Annotated in this window: 17 protein-coding genes; 7 read left to right on the top strand and 10 right to left on the bottom strand. The window is 69.4% G+C overall.

Translation table 11 applies throughout. The features are described 5' to 3' along the window. Positions 1 to 249 precede the first annotated feature (249 nt). Positions 250 to 1,611 carry an FAD-dependent oxidoreductase gene (locus AC0699_RS22935; RefSeq protein ID WP_478663187.1) on the bottom strand — a complete coding sequence of 454 codons (1,362 nt, stop codon included), beginning with the start codon at positions 1,609 to 1,611 and terminating at the stop codon, positions 250 to 252. Between the two features lie 144 nt (positions 1,612 to 1,755). After that, on the bottom strand, positions 1,756 to 3,339 hold the full coding sequence (locus tag AC0699_RS22940) for a glutamate synthase subunit beta (protein ID WP_478663189.1): 1,584 nt from the start codon (positions 3,337 to 3,339) through the stop codon (positions 1,756 to 1,758). 370 nt (positions 3,340 to 3,709) lie between these two features. On the opposite strand from AC0699_RS22940, the gene AC0699_RS22945 reads away from it, so the two are divergent. Further along, positions 3,710 to 4,486: a hypothetical protein gene (locus tag AC0699_RS22945; protein ID WP_478663192.1), complete on the top strand. Its 777-nt coding sequence runs from the start codon at positions 3,710 to 3,712 to the stop codon at positions 4,484 to 4,486. A 50-nt stretch (positions 4,487 to 4,536) separates the two neighbouring features. Here AC0699_RS22945 and AC0699_RS22950 read toward each other — a convergent pair whose 3' ends face one another. Further along, on the bottom strand, positions 4,537 to 4,992 hold the full coding sequence (locus AC0699_RS22950; RefSeq protein ID WP_478663195.1) for an Lrp/AsnC family transcriptional regulator: 456 nt from the start codon (positions 4,990 to 4,992) through the stop codon (positions 4,537 to 4,539). Between the two features lie 207 nt (positions 4,993 to 5,199). Between AC0699_RS22950 and AC0699_RS22955 the strand changes: the two genes are divergently transcribed. The 5 genes from AC0699_RS22955 to AC0699_RS22975 all read left to right on the top strand — a co-directional run bounded on the left by AC0699_RS22955 (position 5,200) and on the right by AC0699_RS22975 (position 13,035). After that, positions 5,200 to 6,222, top strand: coding sequence for an asparaginase (locus AC0699_RS22955; RefSeq protein WP_478663197.1), 1,023 nt, complete (start codon positions 5,200 to 5,202; stop codon positions 6,220 to 6,222). A 269-nt stretch (positions 6,223 to 6,491) separates the two neighbouring features. Next, entirely contained in the window at positions 6,492 to 7,946 is a 1,455-nt protein-coding gene (aspA, locus tag AC0699_RS22960; RefSeq protein WP_478663200.1) for an aspartate ammonia-lyase, read from the top strand. Positions 7,947 to 8,109: 163 nt separating this feature from the next. Next, entirely contained in the window at positions 8,110 to 8,676 is a 567-nt protein-coding gene (locus AC0699_RS22965) for a PadR family transcriptional regulator (protein ID WP_469767364.1), read from the top strand. A 69-nt stretch (positions 8,677 to 8,745) separates the two neighbouring features. Then, positions 8,746 to 10,464: an acyl-CoA dehydrogenase family protein gene (locus AC0699_RS22970; protein ID WP_478663202.1), complete on the top strand. Its 1,719-nt coding sequence runs from the start codon at positions 8,746 to 8,748 to the stop codon at positions 10,462 to 10,464. 357 nt (positions 10,465 to 10,821) lie between these two features. Next, positions 10,822 to 13,035 (top strand): RICIN domain-containing protein, encoded by a 2,214-nt coding sequence (locus AC0699_RS22975; protein WP_478663349.1) that lies wholly within the window; start codon positions 10,822 to 10,824, stop codon positions 13,033 to 13,035. A 54-nt stretch (positions 13,036 to 13,089) separates the two neighbouring features. On the opposite strand, the gene AC0699_RS22980 is transcribed toward AC0699_RS22975, so the two are convergent. The 5 genes from AC0699_RS22980 to AC0699_RS23000 form a co-directional block, all read right to left on the bottom strand. Beyond that, on the bottom strand, positions 13,090 to 16,173 hold the full coding sequence (locus tag AC0699_RS22980; protein WP_478663204.1) for a glycoside hydrolase family 3 protein: 3,084 nt from the start codon (positions 16,171 to 16,173) through the stop codon (positions 13,090 to 13,092). Between the two features lie 60 nt (positions 16,174 to 16,233). Further along, on the bottom strand, positions 16,234 to 17,583 hold the full coding sequence (locus tag AC0699_RS22985) for a GH1 family beta-glucosidase (protein WP_478663351.1): 1,350 nt from the start codon (positions 17,581 to 17,583) through the stop codon (positions 16,234 to 16,236). 160 nt (positions 17,584 to 17,743) lie between these two features. Beyond that, a complete protein-coding gene (locus AC0699_RS22990; protein ID WP_478663352.1) occupies positions 17,744 to 18,583 on the bottom strand; it encodes a carbohydrate ABC transporter permease in 840 nt (279 codons plus the stop codon). Between the two features lie 31 nt (positions 18,584 to 18,614). Further along, entirely contained in the window at positions 18,615 to 19,610 is a 996-nt protein-coding gene (locus tag AC0699_RS22995; protein ID WP_478663206.1) for a carbohydrate ABC transporter permease, read from the bottom strand. Between the two features lie 14 nt (positions 19,611 to 19,624). Then, on the bottom strand, positions 19,625 to 20,944 hold the full coding sequence (locus AC0699_RS23000; protein ID WP_478663209.1) for an ABC transporter substrate-binding protein: 1,320 nt from the start codon (positions 20,942 to 20,944) through the stop codon (positions 19,625 to 19,627). Between the two features lie 189 nt (positions 20,945 to 21,133). On the opposite strand from AC0699_RS23000, the gene AC0699_RS23005 reads away from it, so the two are divergent. Beyond that, positions 21,134 to 22,459: an ROK family protein gene (locus AC0699_RS23005; RefSeq protein ID WP_478663212.1), complete on the top strand. Its 1,326-nt coding sequence runs from the start codon at positions 21,134 to 21,136 to the stop codon at positions 22,457 to 22,459. 517 nt (positions 22,460 to 22,976) lie between these two features. Here AC0699_RS23005 and AC0699_RS23010 read toward each other — a convergent pair. Together AC0699_RS23010 and AC0699_RS23015 are read right to left on the bottom strand one after the other, a co-directional pair. Continuing rightward, positions 22,977 to 23,891, bottom strand: a complete 915-nt coding sequence (locus AC0699_RS23010) for a phosphatase domain-containing protein (RefSeq protein ID WP_478663214.1) — start codon at positions 23,889 to 23,891, stop codon at positions 22,977 to 22,979. A gap of 2 nt (positions 23,892 to 23,893) precedes the next feature. Continuing rightward, positions 23,894 to 25,102, bottom strand: coding sequence for an RNA ligase (locus AC0699_RS23015; RefSeq protein ID WP_478663216.1), 1,209 nt, complete (start codon positions 25,100 to 25,102; stop codon positions 23,894 to 23,896). Positions 25,103 to 25,163 lie beyond the last annotated feature (61 nt).

Consider the following 25,163-nt stretch of genomic DNA (forward strand, 5'->3'; position numbering starts at 1 on the left):
GCCACCCCACCCCCCCCCCCCCAACCCCCCCCCCCCACACCCCCCCCCCCCCCCCCCCCCCCCCCCCCCCCCCCCCCCCCCCCCCCCCCCCCCCCCCCCCCCACTTTCCTGCGCGCCACGCTCATGGCGATGGAGTCGGCACCGGGATCGAGCCGGGCGGTGAGTTCCTCCGCCGAACGGGTCGGATCACTTCACATCACGTCAAGTTCTTCTCCGGAGCCGCCCCGGGGGAACCCGGGGCGGCCCGCTCTATGCCTCGCTCGCCCGCAGCATCCCCTCGCGGTCGACGATCTTGACCCGCTCCCGGTCCTCCGCGGCGCCGAGGGCGCGCTCGGCCGCGTCGAGGCGGTGCCAGCCCTCCCACGTGGTGTAGCGGACGTCGTTGCGGTCGAGGAAGGCGACGACCGCCTCGGGGCCCGGCGCCGAGGGCGTGTGCAGACGGCCGTTGTCGTGGTCGTCCAGGAGGTTCGCGACCGTCTCGTTGGCGTCGCCCTTGGTGTGGCCGATGAGGCCGACCGGGCCACGCTTGATCCAGCCGGTGACGTACGTCGACCGCATGTGATCGCCGCCTTCGATGACGCGGCCGCCCTCCTGTGGCACCGTCCCGGTGACGAAGTCGAAGGGCAGCTTCGGCAGTTCCTCGGAGAGGTAGCCGACCGCCCGGTACACGGCCTGCACGTCCCACGTGCGCATCTCGCCCGTGCCGGTCACATTGCCGGTGCCGTCGAGCTGCGTCCGCTCGGTGCGCAGCCCCACGACCTTTCCGTCCTCGCCGACGATTTCGGTCGGGGACTCGAAGAAGTGCAGGAACAGTTTGTGCGGCCGGTCGCCGATGTCCCTGATCGCCCAGTTCTCCAGGGTCTGCGCGACCATGTGCGCCTGCTTGTTGGCGCGACGCGTGGCGATGGAGCCCTCGTCGTAGTCGATGTCCTCGGGGTTGACGATGACCTCGATGCTGGGGGAGTGGTCGAGCTCCCGCAGCTCCATGGGGCTGAACTTGGCCTGCGCCGGCCCACGACGCCCGAAGACGTGAACCTCGAGAGCCTTGTTGGCGGCAAGCCCGTCGTACACGTTCGGCGGGATCTCCGTCGGCAGGAGCTCGTCGGCGGTCTTCGCGAGAATCCGCGCCACGTCGAGCGCGACGTTGCCGACGCCGAGCACGGCCACCTTCTCGGCCTCCAGCGGCCAGGTGCGGGCCACGTCCGGGTGCCCGTCGTACCAGGACACGAAGTCGGCCGCGCCGTACGACCCTTCGAGGCCGATGCCGGGTATGCCGAGCGCCCGGTCGGCGTTCGCGCCCGTGGAGAAGATCACCGCGTCGTAGAACTCGCGCAGATCGTCGAGGCCGATGTCGTTCGGGTAGTCGACGTTCCCGAACAGCCGGATCTGCGGCTTGTCCAGCACTTGGTGCAGCGCGGTGACGATGCCCTTGATCCGGGGGTGGTCGGGGGCGACGCCGTACCGGATCAGCCCGAACGGAGCAGGCAGCCGCTCGAAGAGGTCGATGGAGACACCGGGCTCGGCAGCGGCCTCGGACTTCAGCAGCGCGTCGGCGGCGTAGATCCCGGCGGGTCCGGCTCCGACGATGGCGACCCGCAGGGGGCGGCGCATGACAGGTTCCCTTCGAGTGGCGACGGGTGTCTTGATCGCCACCCTCGCAACAAAATACCTGCTCAGGTACCTGCTTCGAACCTATGACCTCATAAGCTGGACTTATGGCCTCCCAAAGGCGCTCTTGACGAGGAGGGCCGGGGGTCACGTGTTGAGCGGTCGGTGTGTAGCGGTGATGGGCGAGGGGAGCCGGGGGGAGCCTGTGAGGTAACAGTCGGTGGCGGCTGCGGCTGCTCGTCCTTCAGCGATGGCCCATACGATGAGGGACTGACCGCGTCCTGCGTCGCCGGCGACGAACACGCCGTCCGTGCCGGGGTGTTCTGTCTTCCCGGCCTGCGTTGCCGCTCCTGCTGCCCCTGCTGCCCCTGCTGCCCCTGCCGCTCCCGCCGTTTCAGCGGCCTCGGCGATCTCGGCGGCTTTGGCTGCGAAGGCCGCGTCCCGGGCGTAGTTTCCACGGTCGTTCAGTGTGAGTCCGAGTTGCTCCATCAGGCCGGTGCCCGGCTCGGGGCCGGAGAAGCCGAGGGCGAGTATGACCAGCTCCGCCGGGATCACCCGCTCGGTGTGCGGCCGCGGCGTTCTGGCCCGGGGCTCCACTTCGGTCAGGAGCAGTGCGCGTACGTGGCCGGCCTGGTCGCTTTCGAAGCGGAGGGTGGCGGACGAGAAGAGCCTCGGATCCCTGCCCTCCCGCCCACGGGCCTCTTCGTGGGCATGGGAGATCCGGTAGACCTTCGGATGGGTGATGGGCCAGGGCTGGGTGTCCGGCCGGGTGTCGCCGGGCTCCGGGTTGATGTCGAGCTGGACCACACAGGCCGCGCCTTGGCGCAGGGCGGTGCCCAGGCAGTCCGAGCCGGTGTCTCCGCCGCCGATGATGACGACATGCTTGCCTTCGGCGGTGAGGGAGGGCGAGGGGTGGTCGCCTTCCGTGACCCGGTTGGCGATGGTCAGATAGTCCATGGCCTGATGGATGCCGTCCAGTTCGCGGCCGGGGACGGGGAGTTCGCGGCGCTGCGTGGCGCCGACGGCGACGATCACCGCGTCGTGGCGTCTCCTGAGGTCGGTGGCGTCGACATCGGGGCCGACGTCCACACCGGTGCGGAACTTGGTGCCCTCCGCTCGCATCTGCTCGATGCGCCGGTCCAGTTGCCGCTTCTCCATCTTGAATTCGGGGATGCCGTAGCGCAGCAGTCCGCCTATGCGGTCGGCGCGCTCGTAGACGACGACGGTGTGGCCGATACGGGTGAGCTGTTGCGCCGCGGCCAGTCCCGCGGGTCCGGAGCCGATGATGGCGACGGTCTTTCCGCTGAGCCGGTCGGGCGGCTTCGGCGCTACGTATCCGCGTTCCCAGGCCTCGTCGGCGATGGCCTGCTCGACGTTCTTGATCGTCACCGGATCGGCGTTGATGGCCAGCACGCAGGCGTCCTCGCACGGCGCCGGGCACAGCCGCCCGGTGAACTCCGGGAAGTTGTTCGTCGCGTGCAGCCGCTCGGCGGCGGCACGCCAGTCGCCCCGTGACGCGTACACGTTCCACTCGGGGATGAGATTTCCCAACGGGCAGCCGCTGTGGCAGAACGGTATGCCGCAGTCCATGCAGCGCCTCGCCTGCTCGGACACGAGAGGCAGCAACGCCTGCCCCGCGTAGACCTCTTTCCAGTCGCCCAGTCGTTCCTCGACCGGGCGGGGCGGAACGGGCCGACGGGGGATCTTGAGAAAGCCGAAGGGGTCGCTCATGCGCCGCCTCCATCGCTTACTCATGGCGCGTTACGGCGATTTCGACTAGCTTACGCCGGTTTGCACCGCTTTAAGCGACCCTCAGGGGCTTGTGTGGGCGAGCGACTCCGGTGTGGCCGGTTTCGGTGACCGTCTCGTTGCTTTGGGTGGCTGGAGTGCGGCTTGTCGTCCGGCCGCTCTCCTTCCTATTCCGCCGTGCGAGGTGGTCGCGTTCCGTGGTGAGCGTGCCTCGTAGTGTGACGGGCCGGCTCCCGTCGCACCGCTCGGGTGAGTACTCGTACTCATGTGTGCCGTCGGCCGGAGCGGAACCATGAGACGCGGCGTGGCAGAGGGCCGCGCCCGTGCGTGCTCATGCGGGGGACGGGACGGCATGGGGAAGTTCTTCGGCGCGGGACTGGCCGTCGCGGTCACCGCCGCGGCCGTGATCCTGGCCTATGTGGTGGGGGCGCCGCCGGCGGTGGTGCTCGGGGCGGGGGCCGGGGTGCTCGGCCTGCTGTGGCTGCTCTTGCTCCTGACCGTGCCGTGGAACCTGTACTTCCGGGCTCATGCGGTGCTCGCCGAGATCGCGGTGAGCCGGGAGAAGGGCCTGGAGGTCTCGCCGGCGCGGGACGCCGAGGCCGCGCGCATCGCGCGGATGATGCTGCGGGCGGCGGTGGCGGGACATGTCGTGACAGCGGGTGTCGCGGTGGCGGTCACGATGGCGACGGGGCGGGGGACGGGCTACTGGTTCGCCGGGTTCTTCCTGCTGAGCACCCTCTTCCGGCCGGCGGGCGCCTACTTCGGGCAGCTGCGGCGGCGCCTGGGCGTGCTGCTCAAGGACGTGACGTATCCGCGTGACGACGTGGTGGAGATGCGTGCGCGGGTGGACCGCATCGAGTCCGGGATGAAGGTCCTGGAGGACAAGACCGAGGAGCAGTACCGCGCGTTCGCCGAACTGCGGCGCACCGTGGACGCGTTGGGCATGGCGTCGTACGAGCGGGCCGAGGAGGCCGACCGGAAGATCGCCGCGCTGGGCAGGGAGTTCGAGTCGACGGTGAACCGGCTCACCGACAACCAGGAGCTCATCGCGGGCGTGAAGGCATTTCTGCGCCTGCTGCGCGAGAGCGGCGACGGCATCGAGCGGTCGAGGGGCCCGCGGCCGATCTGACCGGGCATCCTGATCGGGGCGTGCGCCCATCCTTGCCCGGCGCAGCAGTGTCAGCCCTCCACCGGCAGGCCGCGCGGCTCCTTGATCCGCTTCATGATGATCTGCGAGTTGACCTCGTTGACGCCGGACAGCGCAGTCAGCTTCTCGATCCACAGCCGCTCGTACGCGCGCAGATCCGCCACGGCGATGCGCAGCAGGCATCCCGGGCTGCCGAAGAGCCGGTACGCCTCGATGACGTCGGGGATGTCCTGGAGTGCGGCCTCGAACGCCTCGACCACCTCACGATCGCGCTTGACCTCGATGGTGACGAGCACTTCGAAGCCCCGGCCGACCGCTTCCGGGTCGATGACCGCCCGATAGCCCTGGATCACGCCGTCCTGCTCCAGCTGCCTGACCCGGCGCATGCACGGCGAAGGGGTCAGGCCCACTCGCAGGGCCAGCTCCTGATTGCTCAGTCGGCCATCGTTCTGGAGCTCGCGCAAGATTTCTCGGTCGATCTTATCCATGGAGCAATTATTCACCACGTATCCTCGATGAGCGGGTCGAAACTGGCGATCATATTGCGCGAACAAACTCATATCATTGCGTCCGACTGCTCCGGCCACCCCCGGATCAGCCATGGGGCGCAGCCCGGCCGGGCCAAGAGCGAGGCCGGGCCGCGTGCCCCGTCGAAAACGCCGCTTCACCAGCGGCACGGACGAGGAGTGGGCACTGTGGGACGGATCGTCGTCATCAGTACCGGTGGGACGATAGCCAGCCGCTGGCAGGGCTCGGGTTTCGCCGCTGACGCACATGGCCGGGAGGTCATGGCGACCGCCGCGGTGCCCGAAGACATCACTGTCGAGGTCGTCGACCTGTTCAGCGTCAACAGCCCCCGCCTCACGACCGCCCATCAGCTCACCCTGCTGCGCACGGTGCACGAGGTGCTCGCCGACCCCGGCGTGGACGGCATCGTCGTCACCCACGGCACGGACACACTGGAGGAGTCGGCGTTCCTGGTCGACCTCCACCACGACGACCCTCGCCCGGTGGTCTTCACCGGCGCCCAGCTTCCGCTCGACGCGGCCGACGGCGACGGACCGGGCAATCTCCACGACGCGCTGCTGACGGCCGCAACGACGCGCGGTCTGGGTGTACTGGTCACCTTCGACGGCAAGGTGCACCCGGCCCGCGGCACCGTCAAGACGCAGACGCTCGCGCCGGACGCCTTCGGCGACCCGTCCGGCACCCGTATCGGAAACGTCGGCTTCGGGCGTGTTTCCGTACTGGGCCACCCGCGGCGCCCCGGCGCGCTCGCGCTGCCCGGTATGCCGGACACTCCGCCCCGCGTCGACATGGTGATGCACCACGCGGACGCCGACGCGCTGCTGCTGAACGCGGCCGTGGATGCCGGGGCGCAGGGAATCGTTCTCGTGGCCACCGGCGCCGGCAACGCGACCCCCGAGATCGTCGAGGCCGTCGCCTCCGCCACGGCCCGCGGCGTGCTCGTCGCCCTGACCACCCGTGTCCAGGCCGGACCGGTCGCCGAGATCTACACCCACGGTGGCGCGGTCGACCTCGTGGCCGCGGGCGCTGTGCCGACCGGCACGCTGCGCGCCGGCCAGGCCCGGATCGCCGTACTCACCGCGCTGCTCGCCGCCACCGACCCGCGCGAGCGGGACCAGGTGCTCCGGCACGCGCTCGGCGAGGTCGTTTCCGCCGACGCCGGTGTGGCTGTCGAGCTCGTCCAGACATAGGGCCTGATCCGCCGAGACCCGGAGATCCTCAGGCAGTTCCGGCTCGTCCGGCGCTGCCTCCGGCCACCGCCGACGGAGACCGCGGCCCGTGCCGGACGGGCGACGGCCGCCGGGCGACGGCCGTGGAGGACGAACCGCCCATCAACTGCCCGCTCGGTACACCAGAGGTTCCGCCGGGTCTCGGTAACACCCCTCGGAACCCTTTCAGCCGCTCTCAGCCGCCCCTCCCACCCCACCGTGCAAACACCCGACAGGAGTTCCGCACCTTCATGGCCACGCACGTCCACGCCCACGCCCACCTCGAGTTTCGCGCCGAGCACGATCTGCTCGGCGACCGGGACGTCCCGGCCGACGCCTACTACGGCATCCACACCCTGCGGGCCGTGGAGAACTTCCCCATCACCGGCACCCCGATATCGGCCTACCCGGACCTCGTCACCGCCCTCGCCTGCGTCAAGCAGGCCGCGGCCCTCGCCAACCGGGAGCTGGGACTGCTCGACGGCCGCAAGGCGGACGCGATCGTGACCGCCTGTGAGGAGATACGCGCCGGGAAGCTGCACGGCGAGTTCGTGGTCGACGTGATCCAGGGCGGCGCGGGCACCTCGACGAACATGAACGCCAACGAGGTCGTCGCCAACCGTGCTCTGGAACTCCTTGGCCACCGCAAGGGCGAGTACCGACAGCTGCACCCGCTGGAGGACGTCAACGCGGGGCAGAGCACCAACGACGTCTACCCAACAGCCGTCAAGATCGCCCTCGACTTCACCGCCCAGCGTCTGCTGGACGCCATGGAGGTGCTCCGTCGCGCGTTCGCGGCCAAGGCGGAGGAGTTCGCGGATGTCCTGAAGATGGGCCGTACCCAGTTGCAGGACGCGGTGCCCATGACTCTGGGGCAGGAGTTCGCAACGTACGCGATCATGCTCGGCGAGGACCACAAGCGCCTCACCGAGGCACGTGAGCTGATCCGTGAGATCAACCTCGGCGGCACGGCGATCGGCACCGGACTCAACGCCCACCCCGCATACGCGGCGCTGGCCTCCCGGCATCTGGGGGCCATCACCGGACTGCCGCTGACGGTCGCCGACGACCTCGTCGAGGCCACGCAGGACGCCGGTGCGTTCGTTCAGCTGTCCGGCGTGCTGAAGCGGATCGCCGTCAAGCTCTCCAAGATCTGCAACGACCTCCGGCTGCTGTCCTGCGGACCGCGCGCCGGCTTCGCCGAGATCAACCTGCCGCCGGTGCAGGCCGGCTCCAGCATCATGCCGGGCAAGGTGAATCCCGTCGTGCCCGAGGTGGTCAACCAGATCGCGTTCGAAGTCATCGGCAACGACATGGCGGTGACCATGGCCGCCGAGGCGGGCCAGCTGCAGCTGAACGCCTTCGAGCCGGTCATAGCCCACAGTCTGCTGAAGAGTCTGACGCACCTGCGGGCCGGCTGCCTGACCCTCGCCGAACGCTGTGTCAGCGGCATCACCGCCAACCGTGAGCACCTCGCCCACGTCGTCGCCCACTCCATCGGCCTGGCGACCGCGCTCAACCCGCACATCGGCTACGAGCAGGCCACCGCCGTCGCGCAGGAGGCCCTCAAGACGGGCCGCAGCGTCCATGACCTCGTTCTCGACAAGGGCCTGCTGACCAAGGACGAGCTCCAGCGCATCCTGCTCCCGAACAATCTCGCCCGCCCCCACCTCCACGCGGCCGAAGCGGCGACGCCCGGCGGCTGACCGGCCGGGGGTCCTCGACGGTGCGCTGCCCCGGAGCGCCCGTGCCTCGGAGTGACCCATCCGGACGCTGCGAGCGAGTTGTTCCCGGGCCGCCCGGGTGAGCCGTGTCTCACCCGGGCGCTGCCGCTTGTCTATGCAACGAGTTGCATAGAAGGATCGAGGCATGGCGCTCGAACACGCGATCCTCGTCTCGCTGCTGGAGCAGCCGGGCTCCGGCTACGAGCTGGCCCGGCGGTTCGAGCGGTCCATCGGTTACTTCTGGACCGCCACCCATCAGCAGATCTACCGCGTTCTCAAGCGCATGGAGAGCGACGGCCTGCTCGACGTCCGCGAGGTGCCGCAACAGGGCCGGCCGGACAAGAAGGAGTACTCCGTCGCCGGCCTCGGCCGCGCCACTCTCTCCCAGTGGCTGCACGAGCCGATCGAACCCGAGAGCATCCGGCACGACCTCGCCGTGAAGATCCGCGGTGCGGCCTTCGACGACCCGGGTGCGCTCCTTCGTGAGGTCGAGCGGCACCGCCAGGTGCACAGCGACCGGCTCGCGCACTATCTCGCGGGGGAGCTGCGTGACTTCACCGGGCCCGAGGCCCCCGCACCGCCCGATGCCGGTCAGGAGCTGCAGCATGTCGTGCTGCGCGGCGGCATCGCGTACGAGCGGATGACGATCGCCTGGCTCGACGACGTACTCGCCACCCTCCACCGGCTCGGCGCGTCGCAACCGCACTCCTGAACCGCCCCGCTTCTCTTCCCCCGGCAACCGGCAACCCTCAACCCTCGACTCCCCGGAAGGCGAACCTCCATGACCGACGCCCTGCTGTTCAACCCGCGGACCTACGACCCGGCGCACTTCGACCCCGAGACCCGCAGGCTGCTGCGCGCCACCGTCGACTGGTTCGAGGACCGCGGCAAGCGCAGGCTGATCGAGGACTACCGCTCCCGTGCCTGGCTCGCGGACTTCCTCGCGTTCGCCGCCAAGGAAGGGCTGTTCGCCACCTTCCTCACCCCGTCCTCCGCCGCCGGACGGGAGGACCAGCGCTGGGACACCGCCCGGATCGCCGCGCTCAACGAGATCTTCGGGTTCTACGGCCTCGACTACTGGTACGCGTGGCAGGTGACCATCCTCGGTCTCGGCCCGGTCTGGCAGAGCGACAACACCGCTGCTCGTACCCGCGCGGCGGAACTCCTGGACCAGGGCGAGGTGTTCGCCTTCGGCCTGTCCGAGAAGACCCACGGCGCCGACATCTACTCCACCGACATGCTGCTGGAGCCCGACGGCCACGGTGGCTTCCGGGCCAGCGGCTCCAAGTACTACATCGGCAACGGCAATGCCGCAGGGCTCGTCTCCGTCTTCGGCCGCCGCACCGACATCGAGGGCCCGGACGGGTACGTCTTCTTCGCCGCCGACAGCCGCCACCCGGCGTACCACCTCGTGAAGAACGTCGTCGACTCCTCGAAGTACGTCAGCGAGTTCCGCCTCGACGACTACCCGGTCGGTCCCGACGACGTCCTGCACACCGGACGCGCCGCCTTCGACGCCGCGCTCAACACCGTCAACGTCGGCAAGTTCAACCTCTGCACCGCCTCGATCGGCATCTGCGAGCACGCGATGTACGAGGCCGTCACCCACGCGCACAACCGCATCCTCTACGGCCGCCCCGTCACCGCCTTCCCGCACGTGCGCCGCGAGCTGGCCGACGCGTACGTCCGCCTGGTCGGCATGAAGCTGTTCAGCGACCGCGCCGTCGACTACTTCCGCTCCGCCGGCCCCGACGACCGCCGCTACCTGCTGTTCAACCCGATGACGAAGATGAAGGTGACCACGGAGGGCGAGAAGGTCATCGACCTGATGTGGGACGTCATCGCGGCCAAGGGCTTCGAGAAGGACACCTACTTCGCGCAGGCCGCCACCGAGATCCGGGGGCTGCCCAAGCTCGAGGGCACGGTCCACGTCAACCTCGCGCTGATCCTCAAGTTCATGCGCAACCACCTGCTGGACCCGGCCGAGTACGCGCCCGTGCCGACCCGCCTCGACGCGGCCGACGACGCGTTCCTCTTCCGGCAGGGGCCGGCCCGCGGGCTGGGCTCCGTACGCTTCCACGACTGGCGCACCGCCTACGACGCGTATGCCACGGTGCCCAACGTCGCCCGCTTCCGCGAGCAGGCCGACGCCCTGTGCGAGTTCGTCACCACCGCAGCCCCCGACGACGAGCAGAGCCGCGACCTCGATCTCCTTCTCGCCGTCGGCCAGCTGTTCGCGCTGGTGGTGCACGGCCAGCTGATCCTGGAGCAGGCCCGCCTGAAGGACTTGGACGAGGACGTGCTCGACGAGCTGTTCTCGGTCCTCGTCCGCGACTTCTCCGCGCACGCCGTCGAGCTGCACGGAAAGGACTCCGCCACCGAGGAGCAGCAGCGCTGGGCGCTGGGCGCGGTGCGGCGTCCCGTTGTCGACGAGGCTCGCTCGGCGCGCGTCTGGCAGCGCGTCGAGGCACTGGCCGGGGCGTACGAGATGGCCCCGTAACGACGCAGCCACCGGGCTCGTCGACACGTCGGCGATCACGCCCGCGGGGGCAGTTCCCCCACCACCACGGCCCACCGCGCGACACCCGCGCGGTGGGCCGAACTGGTTGTGGTCTGTACCAAGCCCTTGACACCATTGTTGTTCACTTCTTAAATCACGTAGTGAACTAAGCCTCCATCAGGTCCACTTGTCACATTTCCCACCCCATCCCGGTCAGCGCAGCAACCGCGCGCATACATGTCATGTGCATGTCTTCGACCCACCCCCCACTCATGCCGTGCAGTCGGCACAGGAGAAATCGTGCTCCGATCCCTGCGAACGCCCAGAGCGGGTCGCCGCAGCTCGACCCCGGTCCGCATCCCCCGCCCCTGGGTCGCGACCGTCGTGGCCGCGGCCACGGCCGCCTCGGTCCTCACCGCCATCCAGCCCACCCAGGCCGTCACCCCGCCGGCCTCCGCCGCGGCAGCCTCGGCCACGGCCTCCGCCGCCCTGCCCTCGGGCTGGGCCACGGTGGTGAACGCAGGCAGTGGCAAGTGCCTGGACGCGCGGTCGGCCGCGACCGTGAACGGCACTGCTGTGCAGCAGTACACCTGCAACAACACCACCGCACAGCAGTGGAGTTTCACAACGACGAGCGACGGCTTCGTACGGATCAACAACCGCAACGACGCCCGTCAGGTCGTGGATGTGAGCGACACGTCCTCGGCCGACAACGCGGCTGTGCACCTGTGGACGTACGGCGGCGGCAACAACCAGCAGTGGCAGGCCGTCGACGAGGGCGGAGGCGCGTACCACTTCGTCAGCCGGCACAGCGGCAAGTGCCTCGACGTTCCGTCCGCCTCGACGGCCGACAGCGTCCAGCTGGTGCAGTACACCTGCAACGGCACGGCTGCCCAGCGCTTCCAGATCGCACCGGTGAGCACCGCGCCCGGCGATGTCGACCTCGGCCCGAACGTGGCCGTCTTCGACCCGTCGATGCCGTCGTCCACGATCCAGAGCCGGCTGAACTCGATCTTCCAGCAGCAGGAGACGAACCAGTTCGGCCCGCAGCGCTACGCGGTGATGTTCAAGCCGGGAACGTACAACAACGACGTCAACGTCGGCTTCTACACCCAGGTCCTCGGCCTCGGCCAGTCGCCCGACTCGGTCACGATCAACGGCGCCGTCCATGTGGAGGCCGACTGGTTCCCGCCGCAGAACGCCACGCAGAACTTCTGGCGCGGCGCCGAGAACCTGTCGGTGAACCCGACGGGCGGCACCGACCGGTGGGCGGTGTCCCAGGCCGCTCCGTACCGGCGTATGCACGTCCGCGGCAACCTCGCGCTCGACGACGGCGGCTGGGCCAGCGGCGGATTCATGGCCGACAGCAAGATCGACGGCCAGGTGCGGTCCGGCAGCCAACAGCAGTGGCTGACCCGCAACTCCCAGCTCGGCAGCTGGAACGGTGCCAACTGGAACATGGTCTTCGTCGGCAGCCAGGGTGTGCCGGGCAACAGCTTCCCCAACCCGCCGTACACCACGGTGAACCAGACTCCGACGGTCCGGGAGAAGCCCTTCCTGTACGTGGACGGCGCGGGCGCCTACAAGGTGTTCGTACCGTCCCTGAGGACCAACTCCTCGGCCACGACCTGGGCGAACGGGAACACCGCGGGCAGCTCGCTCGGCATGGACCAGTTCTTCGTCGTCAAGCCCGGTGCGACCGCCGCACAGATCAACGCCGCACTGGCCGAGGGTAAGAACCTGCTGGTCACACCCGGTGTCTACCATCTCAACCAGACCCTGCGGGTAACCAGGCCCGACACCGTCGTCCTCGGTCTCGGCCTCGCCACGTTCATCCCCGACAACGGCATCACGGCCATGACGGTCGCCGATGTCGACGGGGTGAAGGTCGCGGGCGTCCTCTTCGACGCCGGCACCACCAACTCGCAGACACTGATGGAGGTCGGCCCGGCCGGCGCCGCCGCGAACCACTCGGCCAACCCCATCTCCCTGCACGACGTCTTCTTCCGCGTCGGCGGAGCCGCCGTGGGCAAGGCGACGACGAGCCTCGTGGTCAACAGCGACGACGTCATCGGCGACCACATGTGGATCTGGCGCGGCGACCACGGCACCGGCATCGGCTGGAACAGCAACACCGCGGACACAGGACTCGTCGTCAACGGCGACAACGTGACCATGTACGGCCTGTTCGTCGAGCACTACCAGAAGCACCAGACCATCTGGAACGGCAACGGCGGGCGGACGTACTTCTACCAGAACGAGATGCCGTACGACCCGCCGAACCAGTCCGCCTGGATGAACGGCTCCACCCAGGGCTACGCCGCGTACAAGGTGGCGAACACGGTCACCGGTCACCAGGCGTACGGACTCGGCAGCTACTGCTTCTTCAACGTGAACCCGAGCGTGACGGCCGAGCACGCCTTCGAGGTCCCCGACAACCCGAACGTACGCTTCCAGAACATGGTGACCGTCTCGCTCGGCGGCACCGGGACCATCCGGCACGTCATCAACGACAGAGGCGGTCCTTCCAACTCGTCCGCCAACGTGGCCAACCTGGTGAGCTACCCGTGAGGCGCTGACGGCCCGGGCGCCCGCTTCATGGCGCCCGGGCCGTCGCACGTTTGCTCAGGCCGCCCGGTGGGCGGCGGTCAGCTTCGCGACCGCGCCGGGCAGGTCTCCGGTGAGCAGGAGGTGGTCCGCCTCGGCGAAGGGCTTCGCCGAGGCCTCGGTGAGGTGCCCGCCGATCCGCTGCTGGACGATCAGCCGTGCCTTGCGGACCAGTTCCCCGCCCTGCTCGGAGTCACCGAGGCCGGCCGCCTGCAGGACCTTCGCCGCGATGCCGATGGCCTTCAGGGCGGATTCCCCTCCGGAGGGCTTGCTGTCGAGCGTGGTCAGGCCCCAGCCGTACGGGAACAGCGGGTCGTACGCCGCGTCGCCGACGTTGACCGGCAGCTGCGCCTCGGACTTCGGCCATGTGACCGGGAGCTGTCCGGTGAAGGGGCGCTTGCCGTACAGTACGTCGGCGACGCCGTCGCCCTCGGTGCCGGGCAGCCAGGACGCGACGAGCGCGTCGATGCCGCCGAGCCGGTCGCCGATGAGCTGCGGGCGGCCCGAGACCACCAGGACCGCGCACTTCATCGCGGCGCAGACCTTGTCGACGGCTGCCTTGTCGGCGGCGGTCAGCTCCAGGTCGTTGCCGTTGCCGACATCGCCGAAGCCCTCGGCGTACGGGGTCTCGCCGACGACGACCACACCGACGTCGTAGCCCTCGGTGGCAGCGGAGGCGTCCTTGGAGTACGAGATCTCCGCGTCCGGCGCGGCCTTCCTCATGCCCTGGAGGATCGTGGTGCCGGTGGTGATGCCGCCCGAGCTGCCCTGCCAGCTGATCGTCCAGCCGCCCGCCTGATTGCCGAGGTCGTCGGCGTTGGATCCGGCGACGTACACCTTCTGCGACGGCTTCAGCGGCAGCACGGCCCCGTCGTTCTTCAGCAGCACCTGGGACTTGGCGGCGGCCTCGCGGGCCACGGCGCGGTGCTCGGCGGAGCCGACCTCGTCGAGGTTGCCGGTGTCGGCGTACGGCTTCTCGAACAGCCCCAGGGTGAACTTCTGCGTCAGGATCCGGGACACCGCGTCGTCGATCCGGGCCTCGCTGATGCGCCCGCCCGCCACCTCGTCCTTGAGCGTCCTGGTGAAGTCCTGGTAGTTGGTCGGCACCATGATCATGTCGAGGCCGGCGTTGACCGAGGTGCGCACGTCGCTCGGGTAGTCGCCGGGGATCTGGTCGATGGCCTGCCAGTCGCTGATCACGAAGCCGTCGAAGCCCATCCGGTCCTTGAGGACCCTGTTGATCATCTCGGCGTTGGCGTGCATCTTCACCGGGCCCTGGTCGTCGCCCAGGATGTCCAGTGAGGAGTACGAGGGCATGACCGTGCCCGCGCCACGCTTGACCGCTTCCGCGAACGGGGCGAGATGCACCGCCTCCAGCTCCTCGCGGGTGACCTTGGTGATGCCCTGGTCGATCGTGTACGAGCCGGTGGACGACGAGCCGAACTCGGTGCCGCCGTCGCCGACGAAGTGCTTGGCGCTGGTGAGTACCTTGTCGTTGCGGTCGAGGTCCTTGCCGTTGCGCGCGCCCTGCATACCGCTGATCACCGTCTCCATGGCGGTGACCAGCGCCGGGTCCTCACCGAACGCCTCGTAGGAACGGCCCCAGCGCTCGTCGCGGGTCACACACAGGCACGGGGCGAAGTCCCACGGGATGCCGGTGGCGCGCACCTCCTTCGCGGTGACCGCGCCGGTCTTCTCCGCGACCTTCGGGTCACGTCCGGCGCCGATACCGATGTTGTGCGGCATGATCGTCGACCCGATGACGTTGTTGTGGCCGTGCACCGCGTCCACGCCGTAGATCAGCGGGACCTGGAAGCGGGTCGCCTGCGCGCGCAGCTGGTAGGAGTCGACCATCTTCGCCCACGCCTCGGGTGCGTTGGGCTTCGGCACCGAGCCGCCGCCGGAGAGCAGTGAGCCGAGGCCGTAGGAGGCGATGTCGCCCTGCGACTTCAGTGCGTTGCGCTCGGCCTGCGTCATCTGGCCGGTCTTCTCCGCGAGGGACATCCTCGACAGCAGGTCGGCGACGCGCTTCTGCACCGGGAGCCTCGTGTCGAGATAAGGCAGGCCGTGGGCGTTCACGACGACCTGGGGGGTCTCGGCGGGCGCCTTGGCGCCGGTGACGGTCAGCGTGAGCGGGATGGTTTCCGCGGACTCGGCGGAGCCGTCCTTCTTGGTGGCGACGGCAATCGTGCGGCTCTCGCCGGAGGCCGTGCCCGCCGGGAAGGTGACGCTGCCGGTGACCGGTGTGTAGTCCTTGCCGGACTCGGCGCTGCCGCCCCCGGTGGTGTATTCCACGGTGACCGGTGTGTCGGTCGGACGGGAACCCGTGGTGGCGACGGAGAGCTTCACCCGGGCAGTTCCGCCCTCGGGGACCGGGTACACGGCGCTGTCCGTGACGACCTTGGTGTTCACGGCCGGTTCGGCCTTGCCGTACAGCTCGACGCCGTCCATGGCGAACTTCCCGGGCGCGCCGGGCGGGAGGGTGAGCGCGTAGCCCCACATCTCATTGAGGCCGAGGATCTGGTCGATGCCGCCGACCGGCTGGTAATCGGCGCGGTAGACGAAGTCGGAGAAGGGGATCTCGACGAGGTGCCAGCCCTCCCAGTCGTCGGTGAAGGACGTGGTCCACAGCTCGGAGGCCTCGCCGTTGGCGCCGCCGTCCTTGAGCTCGAAGTTGATCCTCTTGCCGGATCCGGGCGGCAGGGGCGCGGTGTTCTGCCCGTACCACCAGAATCGGATGCCCTTGCGGGCCGTCCAGTCGTGCGCGGGCCGGTCGAAGGCGAAGTCGTGTGTGAAGCCGCCCCAGCCGCTGATGTCGTAGGCCCCTTCGAGGACCTTGGCGCCCTCCGGGGCGTCGGCGCGCTCCTTGATGGCGAGTTTCGGATGGTCGTCGGCGTCGCTGCCCCAGGTGAAGAGGCCCTCGGCCGGCGGGTTCGCGAACGGGACCTCCCCCTCGAACCGGTCGACGGACACGGGGACGGGCTCTTCGGAGGCACTGGCACTGGGCAGGGCGCCGGAGAACAGGCCGACGAGTAAAGCGGTGGCGGCGATCACCGCCGTACTCGGTCTGCCGCGGAGGCGAGGGCGGCGAGAACGTGGCATAACGGCTCCTTCGGTGGGAAGTGGTGTGCGGGGCAGGAGGCTTCGGGTTCTGCGCGCGGATCAGCCGGTGACGGTGTGCTGCCGGTGGCTTCGGATGATCTCCTTGTAGCGGTGCCCGCTCGTCTTGATGGTGCGCCGCTGGGTCGGGTAGTCGACATGGACGAGGCCGAAGCGCTTGTCGTAGCCGTAGGCCCATTCGAAGTTGTCGAGCAGTGACCAGGCGTAGTAGCCGGCCAGTGGGGCCCCCTTGCGGACGGCACGGGCGCAGGCCGCCAGGTGCTGCTCCAGGTAGTGGGTTCGCTCGGGGTCGTCAACGGCGCCGTTGGGGCCGGCGGTGTCCGGGAAGGCCGAGCCGTTCTCGGTGACGTAGAGTCGGCTCACGCCGTAGTCGTCGGTGAGGCGCATGAGCAGTGCCTCCAGTCCGCCGGCGTCGATCTGCCAGTCCATGCCGGTGCGCGGGACGTCGGGCAGCCGGACCTCCCGCGCGTACGGGACGGGCCCCTCGGGGTCGTCGGCGACGGTGACCGGGAAGTAGTAGTTGACACCGTGCCAGTCGAGCGGGGTTGCGATGGTCTCCAAGTCGCCCGGCCGCTCGGGCAGTTCGACCCCGTAGAGCTCGCGCATGTCGGCGGGGAATCCACGGCCGTACACGGGGTCGAGCCACCAGCGGTTGGTGTGGCCGTCCATGCGGGCGGCCGCCGCGATGTCCTCGGGACGGGTCGATGCCGCCTCGACGGTGGAGTGGTTGGTCACGAGACCGACCTGCGCGCCTGGCGCTGCCGCGCGAACGGCCCGAGTGGCGAGACCGTGGCTGAGCAGCAGGTGGTACGAGGCGCGCACTGCGGCCGTCAGGTCGGTCAGACCGGGGGCCATCCGGCCCTCGAGGTGGCCGATCCATCCGGAGCACAGGGGTTCGTTGAGGGTGGCCCACTGGGTGACCCGGTCGCCGAGGCGTCCGGCCACGACCGAGGCGTAGGTGGCGAGTTGCTCGGCGGTGTCGCGTTCCGTCCAGCCGCCCCGGTCCTGGAGGGCCTGGGGGAGGTCCCAGTGGTACAGGGTCACGCTCGGTGTGATCCCCGCCTGGAGCAGGCCGTCCACCACACGGTCGTAGAAGTCGAGGCCGCGGGCGTTGACCGGCCCGTCGCCGCCCGGTACGACGCGGGGCCAGGCGACGGAAAAGCGGTAGGCGTTGGTGCCCAGCCGCTGCATCAGCGAGATGTCCTCGGGCCACCGGTGGTAGTGGTCGCAGGCCTCGTCGCCGTGGTCGTCGTTGTCGACCTTTCCCGGGGTGTGGGAGAACGTGTCCCAGATGGAGGGGGCCCGGCCGTCCTCCGTGACGGCTCCTTCGATCTGGTAGGCGGATGTGGCCGTGCCCCAGGCGAAGTCGTGGGGGAAGGCGCCGAGGTCTATCGCTTCGGTGCTGGTCGATGCGGAGTCAGCTGATGTGGAGTCAGCCGATGCGGAGTCAGCCGGTTCGGAGTCAGTCGGTTCGGACACGGAAGGCCTCTCGGGAACGAGCATGGGAAAGGAAGTCACCTGCGGACGAGGGGGTCACTTGTGGCAGTGGGAGTCACTTGACCGCGCCCGCGGTCAGCCCGGTGACGAGATAGCGCTGGAGGAGCAGGAATCCGGCGACGACGGGCACGCTCACGACGAGGGAGGCGGCCATGATCTGGTTCCAGTAGACGTCGTTCTGGGTGGAGTAGCCCTGGAGGCCGACCGCGAGGGTGCGGGTGGTGTCGTTGGTCATGACGGAGGCGAACAGGACCTCGCCCCACGCGGTCATGAACGCGTACACGGAGACGGCGACGATGCCGGGGACCGCAGCCGGTACGACGACCCGGAAGAGCGCTCCCAGCGGCCCGCAGCCGTCGACCTTGGCGGCTTCGTCGAGGTCCCGGGGGACCGAGTCGAAGTAGCCGATGAGCATCCAGATCGAGAACGGCAGGGAGAAGGTCAGGTAGGTGAGGATGAGACCGCCGCGCGAGCCGAACAGCGCGATGCCGGTGGTGTTGCCGATGTTGACGTAGATGAGGAACAGCGGCAGCAGGAAGAGGATGCCGGGGAACATCTGCGTCGACAGCACGGTCACGGTGAAGACGCGTCTGCCGCGGAAGCTGTAGCGGCTGACGGCGTAGGCCGCGAACACCGCGATGACGACGGAGCAGACGGTCGCCGCGCCGGCGACGATCAGGGAGTTGGTGAAGTAGTCGGCGAGCGGGACGGTTTCCCAGATGTCGGCGTACGGGCGCACGGTCAGACCCGAGGGGATCCACTGGAACTTCCCCGACACGTCCTGCAGCGGCTTGAGCGAGCTGGAGACCATCACGAACACCGGCAGCAGGACGAAGCCCGTGAGCAGCGTGAGGAAGATCCGCCGGCTCCAGAGGAAGGACCGCGGGAGGGCCATGGGCGAGCGGCGCCGCGGCCGCGGGGACTGCCTAGGCAACGGTGGCCTTCCTTCCTCGGGAGGTGACGAGGAGGTAGATCCCGGTCACGACGAGCAGGAACAGGAGCAGCAGGACCGACATCGCCGAGCCCGTTCCGAAGTTCCAGGTCTGGAACGACGACTGGTAGATGTGGAGGGAGATGAGGTCGGCCGCGTCCGGCGCCGCCTTGCCGAAGAGCACGAACGGCGTGTTGAAGTCGTTGAACGTCCACAGGAACAGCACCAGGACGAGGACCTGGTTGACCGGGCGCAGCGACGGCAGCGTGATGCGGCGGATCTGCTGCCGGACGCCGGCCCCGTCGAGCGCGGCGGCCTCGTACATCTCGCGGGGGATGTTCTGCAGCCCGGCCATGATGATGAGGAAGGCGAAGGGCCAGCCCTTCCAGACCGAGACGATGAGCAGCGCCCAGAAACTGTTGTCCCCGATGAGCCAGAAGGCGGGGCTGTCACCGAGGCCGAGCTGGTCGTGCAGGACGTGGTTGATCAGGCCGTTGTCCCGCTGGAACATGAACGCCCAGGTGATGACCGCGGCGTAGACGGGCAGTGCGTACGGGACGAGGAAGAGCGCGCGGAGGAAGCCCCTGCCGCGGAACGTCTCCTGCATGAAGATCGCTGCGGCGGTGCCGATCAGCCAGCACAGGCCGACGGAGAGCAGGGTGAACAGGCAGGTGGTGGAGAACGACTTCAGCAGCGCCTGGCCCACGGGGGCGTCGAAGTCGACAGAGAGCGTGTAGTTGTCCAGGCCGGCCCAGGGGGCGGTGCCCCAGTCGCGGATGGAGAACTGGGTGAGCTCCTTGAAGCTCATGACGATGCCGATCACCATCGGCACCAGGTGGACGAGCAGTTCCAGGACCAGGGCGGGGAGCAGCAGCAGATACGGCAGCGTGACGCGGCGAAGCCGCCCGGGGCGGCGTGGGTCACGCGCCGCCCCGGGGACGTGCTGCTGGACGGTCCGTCCGCCGGCCTTGTCGAGGGCGGTGGTGGTCATGCTGGTGTCCGGGCTCACTTCTTGGGCATCTGCTGCTGGGCTTTGTCGAGCTTGGCCCTGACCGAGGCGGTGGTCACCGGACGCCCGGCGGCGGCGTCGGCGAACAGCTCCTTGACCGCGGTTCCGACAACGGTCTCGAACTGCGACTCCTCGGGGACCTGCGGCAGTGCTGCGGCGCTGGTGGCGAGGGTGTTCTTGAGGACGGCGATCGCGGGGGTGCCGAACGCGGGGTCCTGCTGCGCGGTCTTGACGGGCGGGATGGAGCCGTAGGCCTGGTTGAGGATCTTCTGCTCCGCGTCGCTGGTCATGAACTTCACGAACTTCATGGCGCCGTCGATGTTCTTGGTGTTCTTGAAGACGCTCAGGTTGATGCCGGCGACCATGGAGTTGACGGCGGTGCCCTGGCCGGGGGCGCCGGACTGGACGGGGGCGGGGGCGACGCCCCATTCGTCGTCGCTCATGCCCTGTGCCTTGAAGGTGGCGGAGGCGGTCTGCCAGAGGACCATCGCGGTCTTGTCCTTGGCGAAGTCGCTCAGGGACTGGTTCTGGGCGTACTCGGCGTTGCCCTGGGCGACGATCTTGTGTTCGGCCATGAGGTCGACGTACTGCTTGACGGCTGCGACGGCGCCCTCGGAGGTGAAGTCGGGCTTGCCGTCGGGGGTGAAGAAGTCGGCGCCGTGCTGCTTGCCGAGGACGAAGACCTGGTGGATGTTGTTGGCGAGGTTGGCGCCCTCGACGCCGATCGCCGACTTGCCGTCCTTGGTCAGCTTCTTGCCGGTCGCGACCAGCTCGTCCCAGGTGGCCGGCGGCTTCTCGATGCCGGCGTCCTTGAACATCTTCTTGTTGTAGTAGAGCGCGTAGCCCATGGAGTAGAGCGGGACTGCGGCCGGGTCCTGCCCCTGGGCGCCGGTGGAGCCGAGGGCGGAATCGACGAAGCGGTCCTTGCCGCCGATCTTCTCGAAGTTCTTCGTGTCCCAGGGCAGCAGGGCGCCGGTGGCCTGAAGGGAGGCGCTCCAGGTGTTGCCGATGTTGAGGACGTCGGGGCCCTGGCCGGAGGTGGTCGCGGTGAGGATGCGGTTGAGCAGGTCCGACCAGGGCACGACCTCCAGTTTGACCTTGATGCCCGTTTGCTTCTCGAACTTGTCGAGCTCGGGCTGGAGGACCTGCTTGTCCACCTCCAGGCTGGCGCCCTGGTTGGAGGCCCAGTAGGTGAGGGTCTTCGGCTGTTCGCTGGATCCGGATCCGTCGGTCGTGGAGCCGCCACCACAGGCAGCCACGGTGAGAGCGAGGGAGAGGGTGACGGCGCCGGTGGCCGCGGCTCTGATTCTGCGCATGGCTCCAGAGGACCCTTTCGGGGGAGTGGCGGAAGCCGTGGAGGGAGGAGGGGTGGTGAAGCGTCCCGCGTGCATCCCCTGAAGATCCCCCTGACTTAATTTAGGATGTGAGTTAAACCTCATGAGAAGGTCGCGTCAAGGGTCGCGACAGAGGTATGTTTCGGTCAGGAATTCGACGAGGGGGCCCAAGTGACCGTGCGCAACGGCCGCACTGTGCGTGACCTGCGGCGCGAGAACCGCGCCGCCGTTCTGCAGTGCTTGTACTTCGACGGACCGCTGAGCCGTTTCTCGCTCGGTCCGGCCACCGGGCTGAGCTCGGGATCGATCAGCAACGTGGTCGCCGAACTGTTCGCCGAGGGGCTGGTGGAGGAGGCCGGCAGCGTCGACTCCGCGGGCGGACGCCCCCGCACCCTCCTGCGCATCAGGCCGGGCAGCGGCTGCATGATCGGCGTCGACGTCGGCGAGACCCGGGTCAGGATCGAACTCTTCGACCTCTCCCTGACCGAACTCGCGCGCACGGAAAGGCCGCTGGCGGTCGACAGCCCGCACCGGCACGACCGCTACGACGTCGGTGTTGTCGTCGGCCATCTGCGCGACGGCATCGCCGAAGTCCTGGACACCGCGGGCGTCCCGCCCGAGCGGCTGCTCGGCGTCGGCATCGGCGTGCCGGGCATCGTGGCGCGCACCCCGGAGGACGGCGCCGTGGTGCACGGCCAGACCATCGGCTGGGACGCCGTACCGCTTGAGCGCCTGCTGCGCGAGTCCGGGCTGGTGCCCGAAACCGTGCCGTACTACGTCGACAACGGCGCCAAGACCCTCGGCCAGGCCGAGATGTGGTTCGGCGCGGGGCGCGGTGCACGCAACGCCGTGGTGGTGCTCTTCGGCTCGGGCGTCGGCGCCTGCGTCGTCACCGACGACATGCACCCCGGCCGGGCCGTCGAATGGGGCCATCTGACCGTACGGGTCCGGGGCCGCCGCTGCCGCTGCGGCGCCCAGGGCTGCCTGGAGGCGTACGCGGGCGCCGAGGCGCTCCTCGAACGCTGGGCGGAGGCCGGCGGGCAGCCCCCCGCCGGCGCGGACGAGGAGACCGCGCTGACCGCGATGCTCGCCGCCGCCTACCCGGCCCCCGGCGCCGCCGGTGCCGAGCCGGAGGCCGACATGACCGCCCTCGCGGTCCTGGAGGAGACCGCCGAGTACCTGGGCGCCGGCTTCGCCGACCTCATCAATCTCTTCCAGCCCGAACGGATCCTCGTCGGCGGCTGGGCGGGACTGCAGCTCGGTGCCCGTTTCCTGGATTCCGTACGGGCGTACGCCAACTCCTACGCCCTGTCGTACCCGGCCGCCCGCGTGCGCATCGACCTCGGCACCCTGGGGCCGGACGCCGTGACCGTCGGGGCGGCGATGCTGCCGCTTGCCGACTTCTTCGCACGCGGAGGCCGCCGGCAGGAGGAGGCCGGTGCGGAGGAACCGGCCCCGGCATGGCAGACGAGCTTGCGGGAGCGGGCGGCGCAGTAGGGCCTGTCCGGTGGGTCAGGCCCCGGCCCGGCCCCGGCCGCACCCCTGAGTGCCGACCCCTCGCACCGGCAGCGGCACCGATCTCACCCGAGGGCCGCGCGTACATCGTGCACTGCCTCATGCCGGCGTATGAGTTCATGCCGCCGTATGAGTACGTGAGGACGTAGGAACTGAGTACGTCGCCCGATCTCCCGCGCCGCGCGCGTTGCTCGAATGGGAGCCATGAATCCCCCCGCGCCGCGCCGCCCCCGCATGCAGCATGTCACCACCACGGGCACCGCCCTCGCCGCGACCCTTCTCCCGCTGATGGTCGGCGTCCTCGTGGCGAAGTCGATGGGCGCGGATCCGCTGTCCCCGGTGAACGCCCTCATCACCAGCGGCGGTCAGCGCGCCCGGGTGTGCCCGTCGCAGCTGCGCAGCTGTGGCCGTAACGCCCTCCGCCGCTGGAAGCCCATGGCCGCCCGTGTCCAGATCGCTCGGCCGGGCGCACGGACATTCACCACGAGGACGCCGTCGGCTAGAAGTTGCCGTAATTGACCTGCCAGGTGGGCAGGCCCATGCGGCGCCACACTGCCACGACGCGATCGCGGTCGTCGAGGGAGACGCGTACCGCGAAGCGGTTGCGGACGTGCCGGTCGAACAGTTCGGCCTTCACGACGTCGTCACGGCGGCCGTCGCCGGCAGCGCGCATCCACAGCTCGTCATAGGGGACCTCGTACCGGCGCAGCCATGCCTCCGTCTTGTCCCGGTGCTCCTCGCCGCGGCCGGAGAGCAGGACGATGACATCGCCGTCGGCACGCCGGAAGGAGCACAGCGCGCCGCGCACCGGCACGTTGAGCACGTCCTCGTCGCAGCGGGTGAAGTCGTAGGGGCCGCGGTCGCCCCTGAGGGCGAGTGTGCCGTCGATGTCGCACATGACCGCCGAGGGCAGCGCCGGGTCGGCAGCGTACGGCTCCACCGGCGGCTCGTCGTTCAGCCATGCCTCGGTGAGCTGCCAGCCACCCTTCCGCGCTTTCGCGTGCTTGTCGGCCAGGATCCGGATGATCTCCTCACCGACAGCCCCGTCCCGCCCGGCGTCGCGCCGTATGCACTCCTCCAGTTGCACATCGGTGAAGTCGTGCACGACGAAGGACGCATGGCCGCCCACCGCGGCCTTCAGACGCTTGGGGATGTGCGGTGTCAGGTGGGTGTTGTCCACTACGACGTCGAACCCGCCGTCGACCGCCGCCCGCACCGCGGCGTCCTGGATGGCCAGCACGGTCTGCTCGTGCGCGTACGACCGGCCACGCTCGGGTGCCGGGACGTCGAGCATCCTCCGCAGGTCGTCGAGATTCACCCGGCGCATACGGCCCTCGGACTCCGCCTGCAACCTGCGCGCGGCCGTCGTCTTCCCCGAGGCCGGGAGCCCTGTCATGACGTGTACTACGGGCACGGTCAATTCTCCTCGTCGGTCTTGAACGGGTCTGACGCCTCAGGCCGGGCGGAACGGTACGTCACGAGCTCCGTCGGGCGCCCGTCCAGGCGCAGGAACATCGCAGGGCGCACGGCGGCGTCCGGCAGCGCCTTCGCGGCGCGGGCGAACGCGCCCCGGTCGCCCGCGAGATGGGCCAGCGACCGGTACGCCGCGTCGATCGCACACTCGCGTGCGGCCACGTCCTCCTCGATCCGCCCGATCACCCCGCACACCCAGGCGTCGAACTCGTCGGGTACCTGCTCCAGCAGCGCGTCGAGCGGCTTGCCGCCCGAGGCCTCGATCTCCGCCGCCGAGCAACCCAGAGCCTGGGCAACCTGCTTGACGGGCAGACCGGTGAAGCGCTGGACCCCGTGGCTGCGCCAGATGTCCCGTTCGGTGACGCCGGTGAGGACCTTGTGGAGCCGTACGTACTCGGAGAGCTTGGCCTTGGCCCGTACGCCCGAGGCGAAGCGCAGCACGAAGCCCTCCGCGTCGGTGCCCGTGGCTTCCCGGCCGCCCGGCAGCCGGTTGGACTCGGCCAGGGCGAGCAGCTCGGCGAGCGGCATGGCGGGCCAGACCGTGACGACCGAGCCGATGCCCTTCCAGCAGGACGCCGCCTCGGCCAGCGGTATCTCCGTGCCGTCCTTGCCGAAGGCGGCGAGGAGCACGAGGTCACGGCGGCCGCCGTAGTCGACGACGATCCGATTCTGCGGGTAAAGGATCTCGGCGAGGTAGGTCACTCCGGGAACCAGGGCGGAGGTGTCCCTGCCGTCCAGCAGACGCTGAGCCCAGGTGGCCTGGGTGCTGATGAACGATCCCTTGGACGCGACGTTCCACCGGCCCGCGTAGTGGAAGATCACCGCCAGGCTGCCGTCGACCTTGTCGTACACCTCGAACGATTCGTCCGGGAGGGCGGGCGCGTACGGCTGACCGGCCTCGTGCTCACCGACGTTGAAGAACTTCGGCAGCGGGAACGCGACGATCTCGCCGGTGGCGTCGTCGGCGACCAGACCGCGGCAGCGCGTGGTCACCCGGTTCCACACCCGCTCGTACTGGCACGTCCTCGTGTACGTGTAGATCGACAGCGGCAGTTCGGGGTGCGGCTTACGGGTGACATGCCCCGCGTCCAGCGCCGCCGCCAACTCCTCCGGCGGCAGCAGCCCATGGAGAGTCAGGAATGCCTGGCTCATGTGTTCCTCCCGTTGATGGACCTCGATTGTCAGGCGCGGGAGGCTGCGGCGCGTACCGGTT

It is taken from the genome of Streptomyces sp. NPDC043870 (genome assembly GCF_056435785.1).

What these genes read in the sequence shown, in the direction of transcription:
- AC0699_RS23000 (WP_478663209.1), bottom strand. Translation starts at nt 20,944, where the DNA reads ATGCGCAGAATCAGAGCCGCGGCCACCGGCGCCGTCACCCTCTCCCTC.
- AC0699_RS22935 (WP_478663187.1), bottom strand. Translation starts at nt 1,611, where the DNA reads ATGCGCCGCCCCCTGCGGGTCGCCATCGTCGGAGCCGGACCCGCCGGG.
- AC0699_RS22995 (WP_478663206.1), bottom strand. Translation starts at nt 19,610, where the DNA reads ATGACCACCACCGCCCTCGACAAGGCCGGCGGACGGACCGTCCAGCAG.
- AC0699_RS22965 (WP_469767364.1), top strand. Translation starts at nt 8,110, where the DNA reads ATGGCGCTCGAACACGCGATCCTCGTCTCGCTGCTGGAGCAGCCGGGC.
- AC0699_RS22990 (WP_478663352.1), bottom strand. Translation starts at nt 18,583, where the DNA reads ATGGCCCTCCCGCGGTCCTTCCTCTGGAGCCGGCGGATCTTCCTCACG.
- AC0699_RS22970 (WP_478663202.1), top strand. Translation starts at nt 8,746, where the DNA reads ATGACCGACGCCCTGCTGTTCAACCCGCGGACCTACGACCCGGCGCAC.
- AC0699_RS22980 (WP_478663204.1), bottom strand. Translation starts at nt 16,173, where the DNA reads ATGCCACGTTCTCGCCGCCCTCGCCTCCGCGGCAGACCGAGTACGGCG.
- AC0699_RS22950 (WP_478663195.1), bottom strand. Translation starts at nt 4,992, where the DNA reads ATGGATAAGATCGACCGAGAAATCTTGCGCGAGCTCCAGAACGATGGC.
- aspA (WP_478663200.1), top strand. Translation starts at nt 6,492, where the DNA reads ATGGCCACGCACGTCCACGCCCACGCCCACCTCGAGTTTCGCGCCGAG.
- AC0699_RS22940 (WP_478663189.1), bottom strand. Translation starts at nt 3,339, where the DNA reads ATGAGCGACCCCTTCGGCTTTCTCAAGATCCCCCGTCGGCCCGTTCCG.
- AC0699_RS23015 (WP_478663216.1), bottom strand. Translation starts at nt 25,102, where the DNA reads ATGAGCCAGGCATTCCTGACTCTCCATGGGCTGCTGCCGCCGGAGGAG.
- AC0699_RS22945 (WP_478663192.1), top strand. Translation starts at nt 3,710, where the DNA reads ATGGGGAAGTTCTTCGGCGCGGGACTGGCCGTCGCGGTCACCGCCGCG.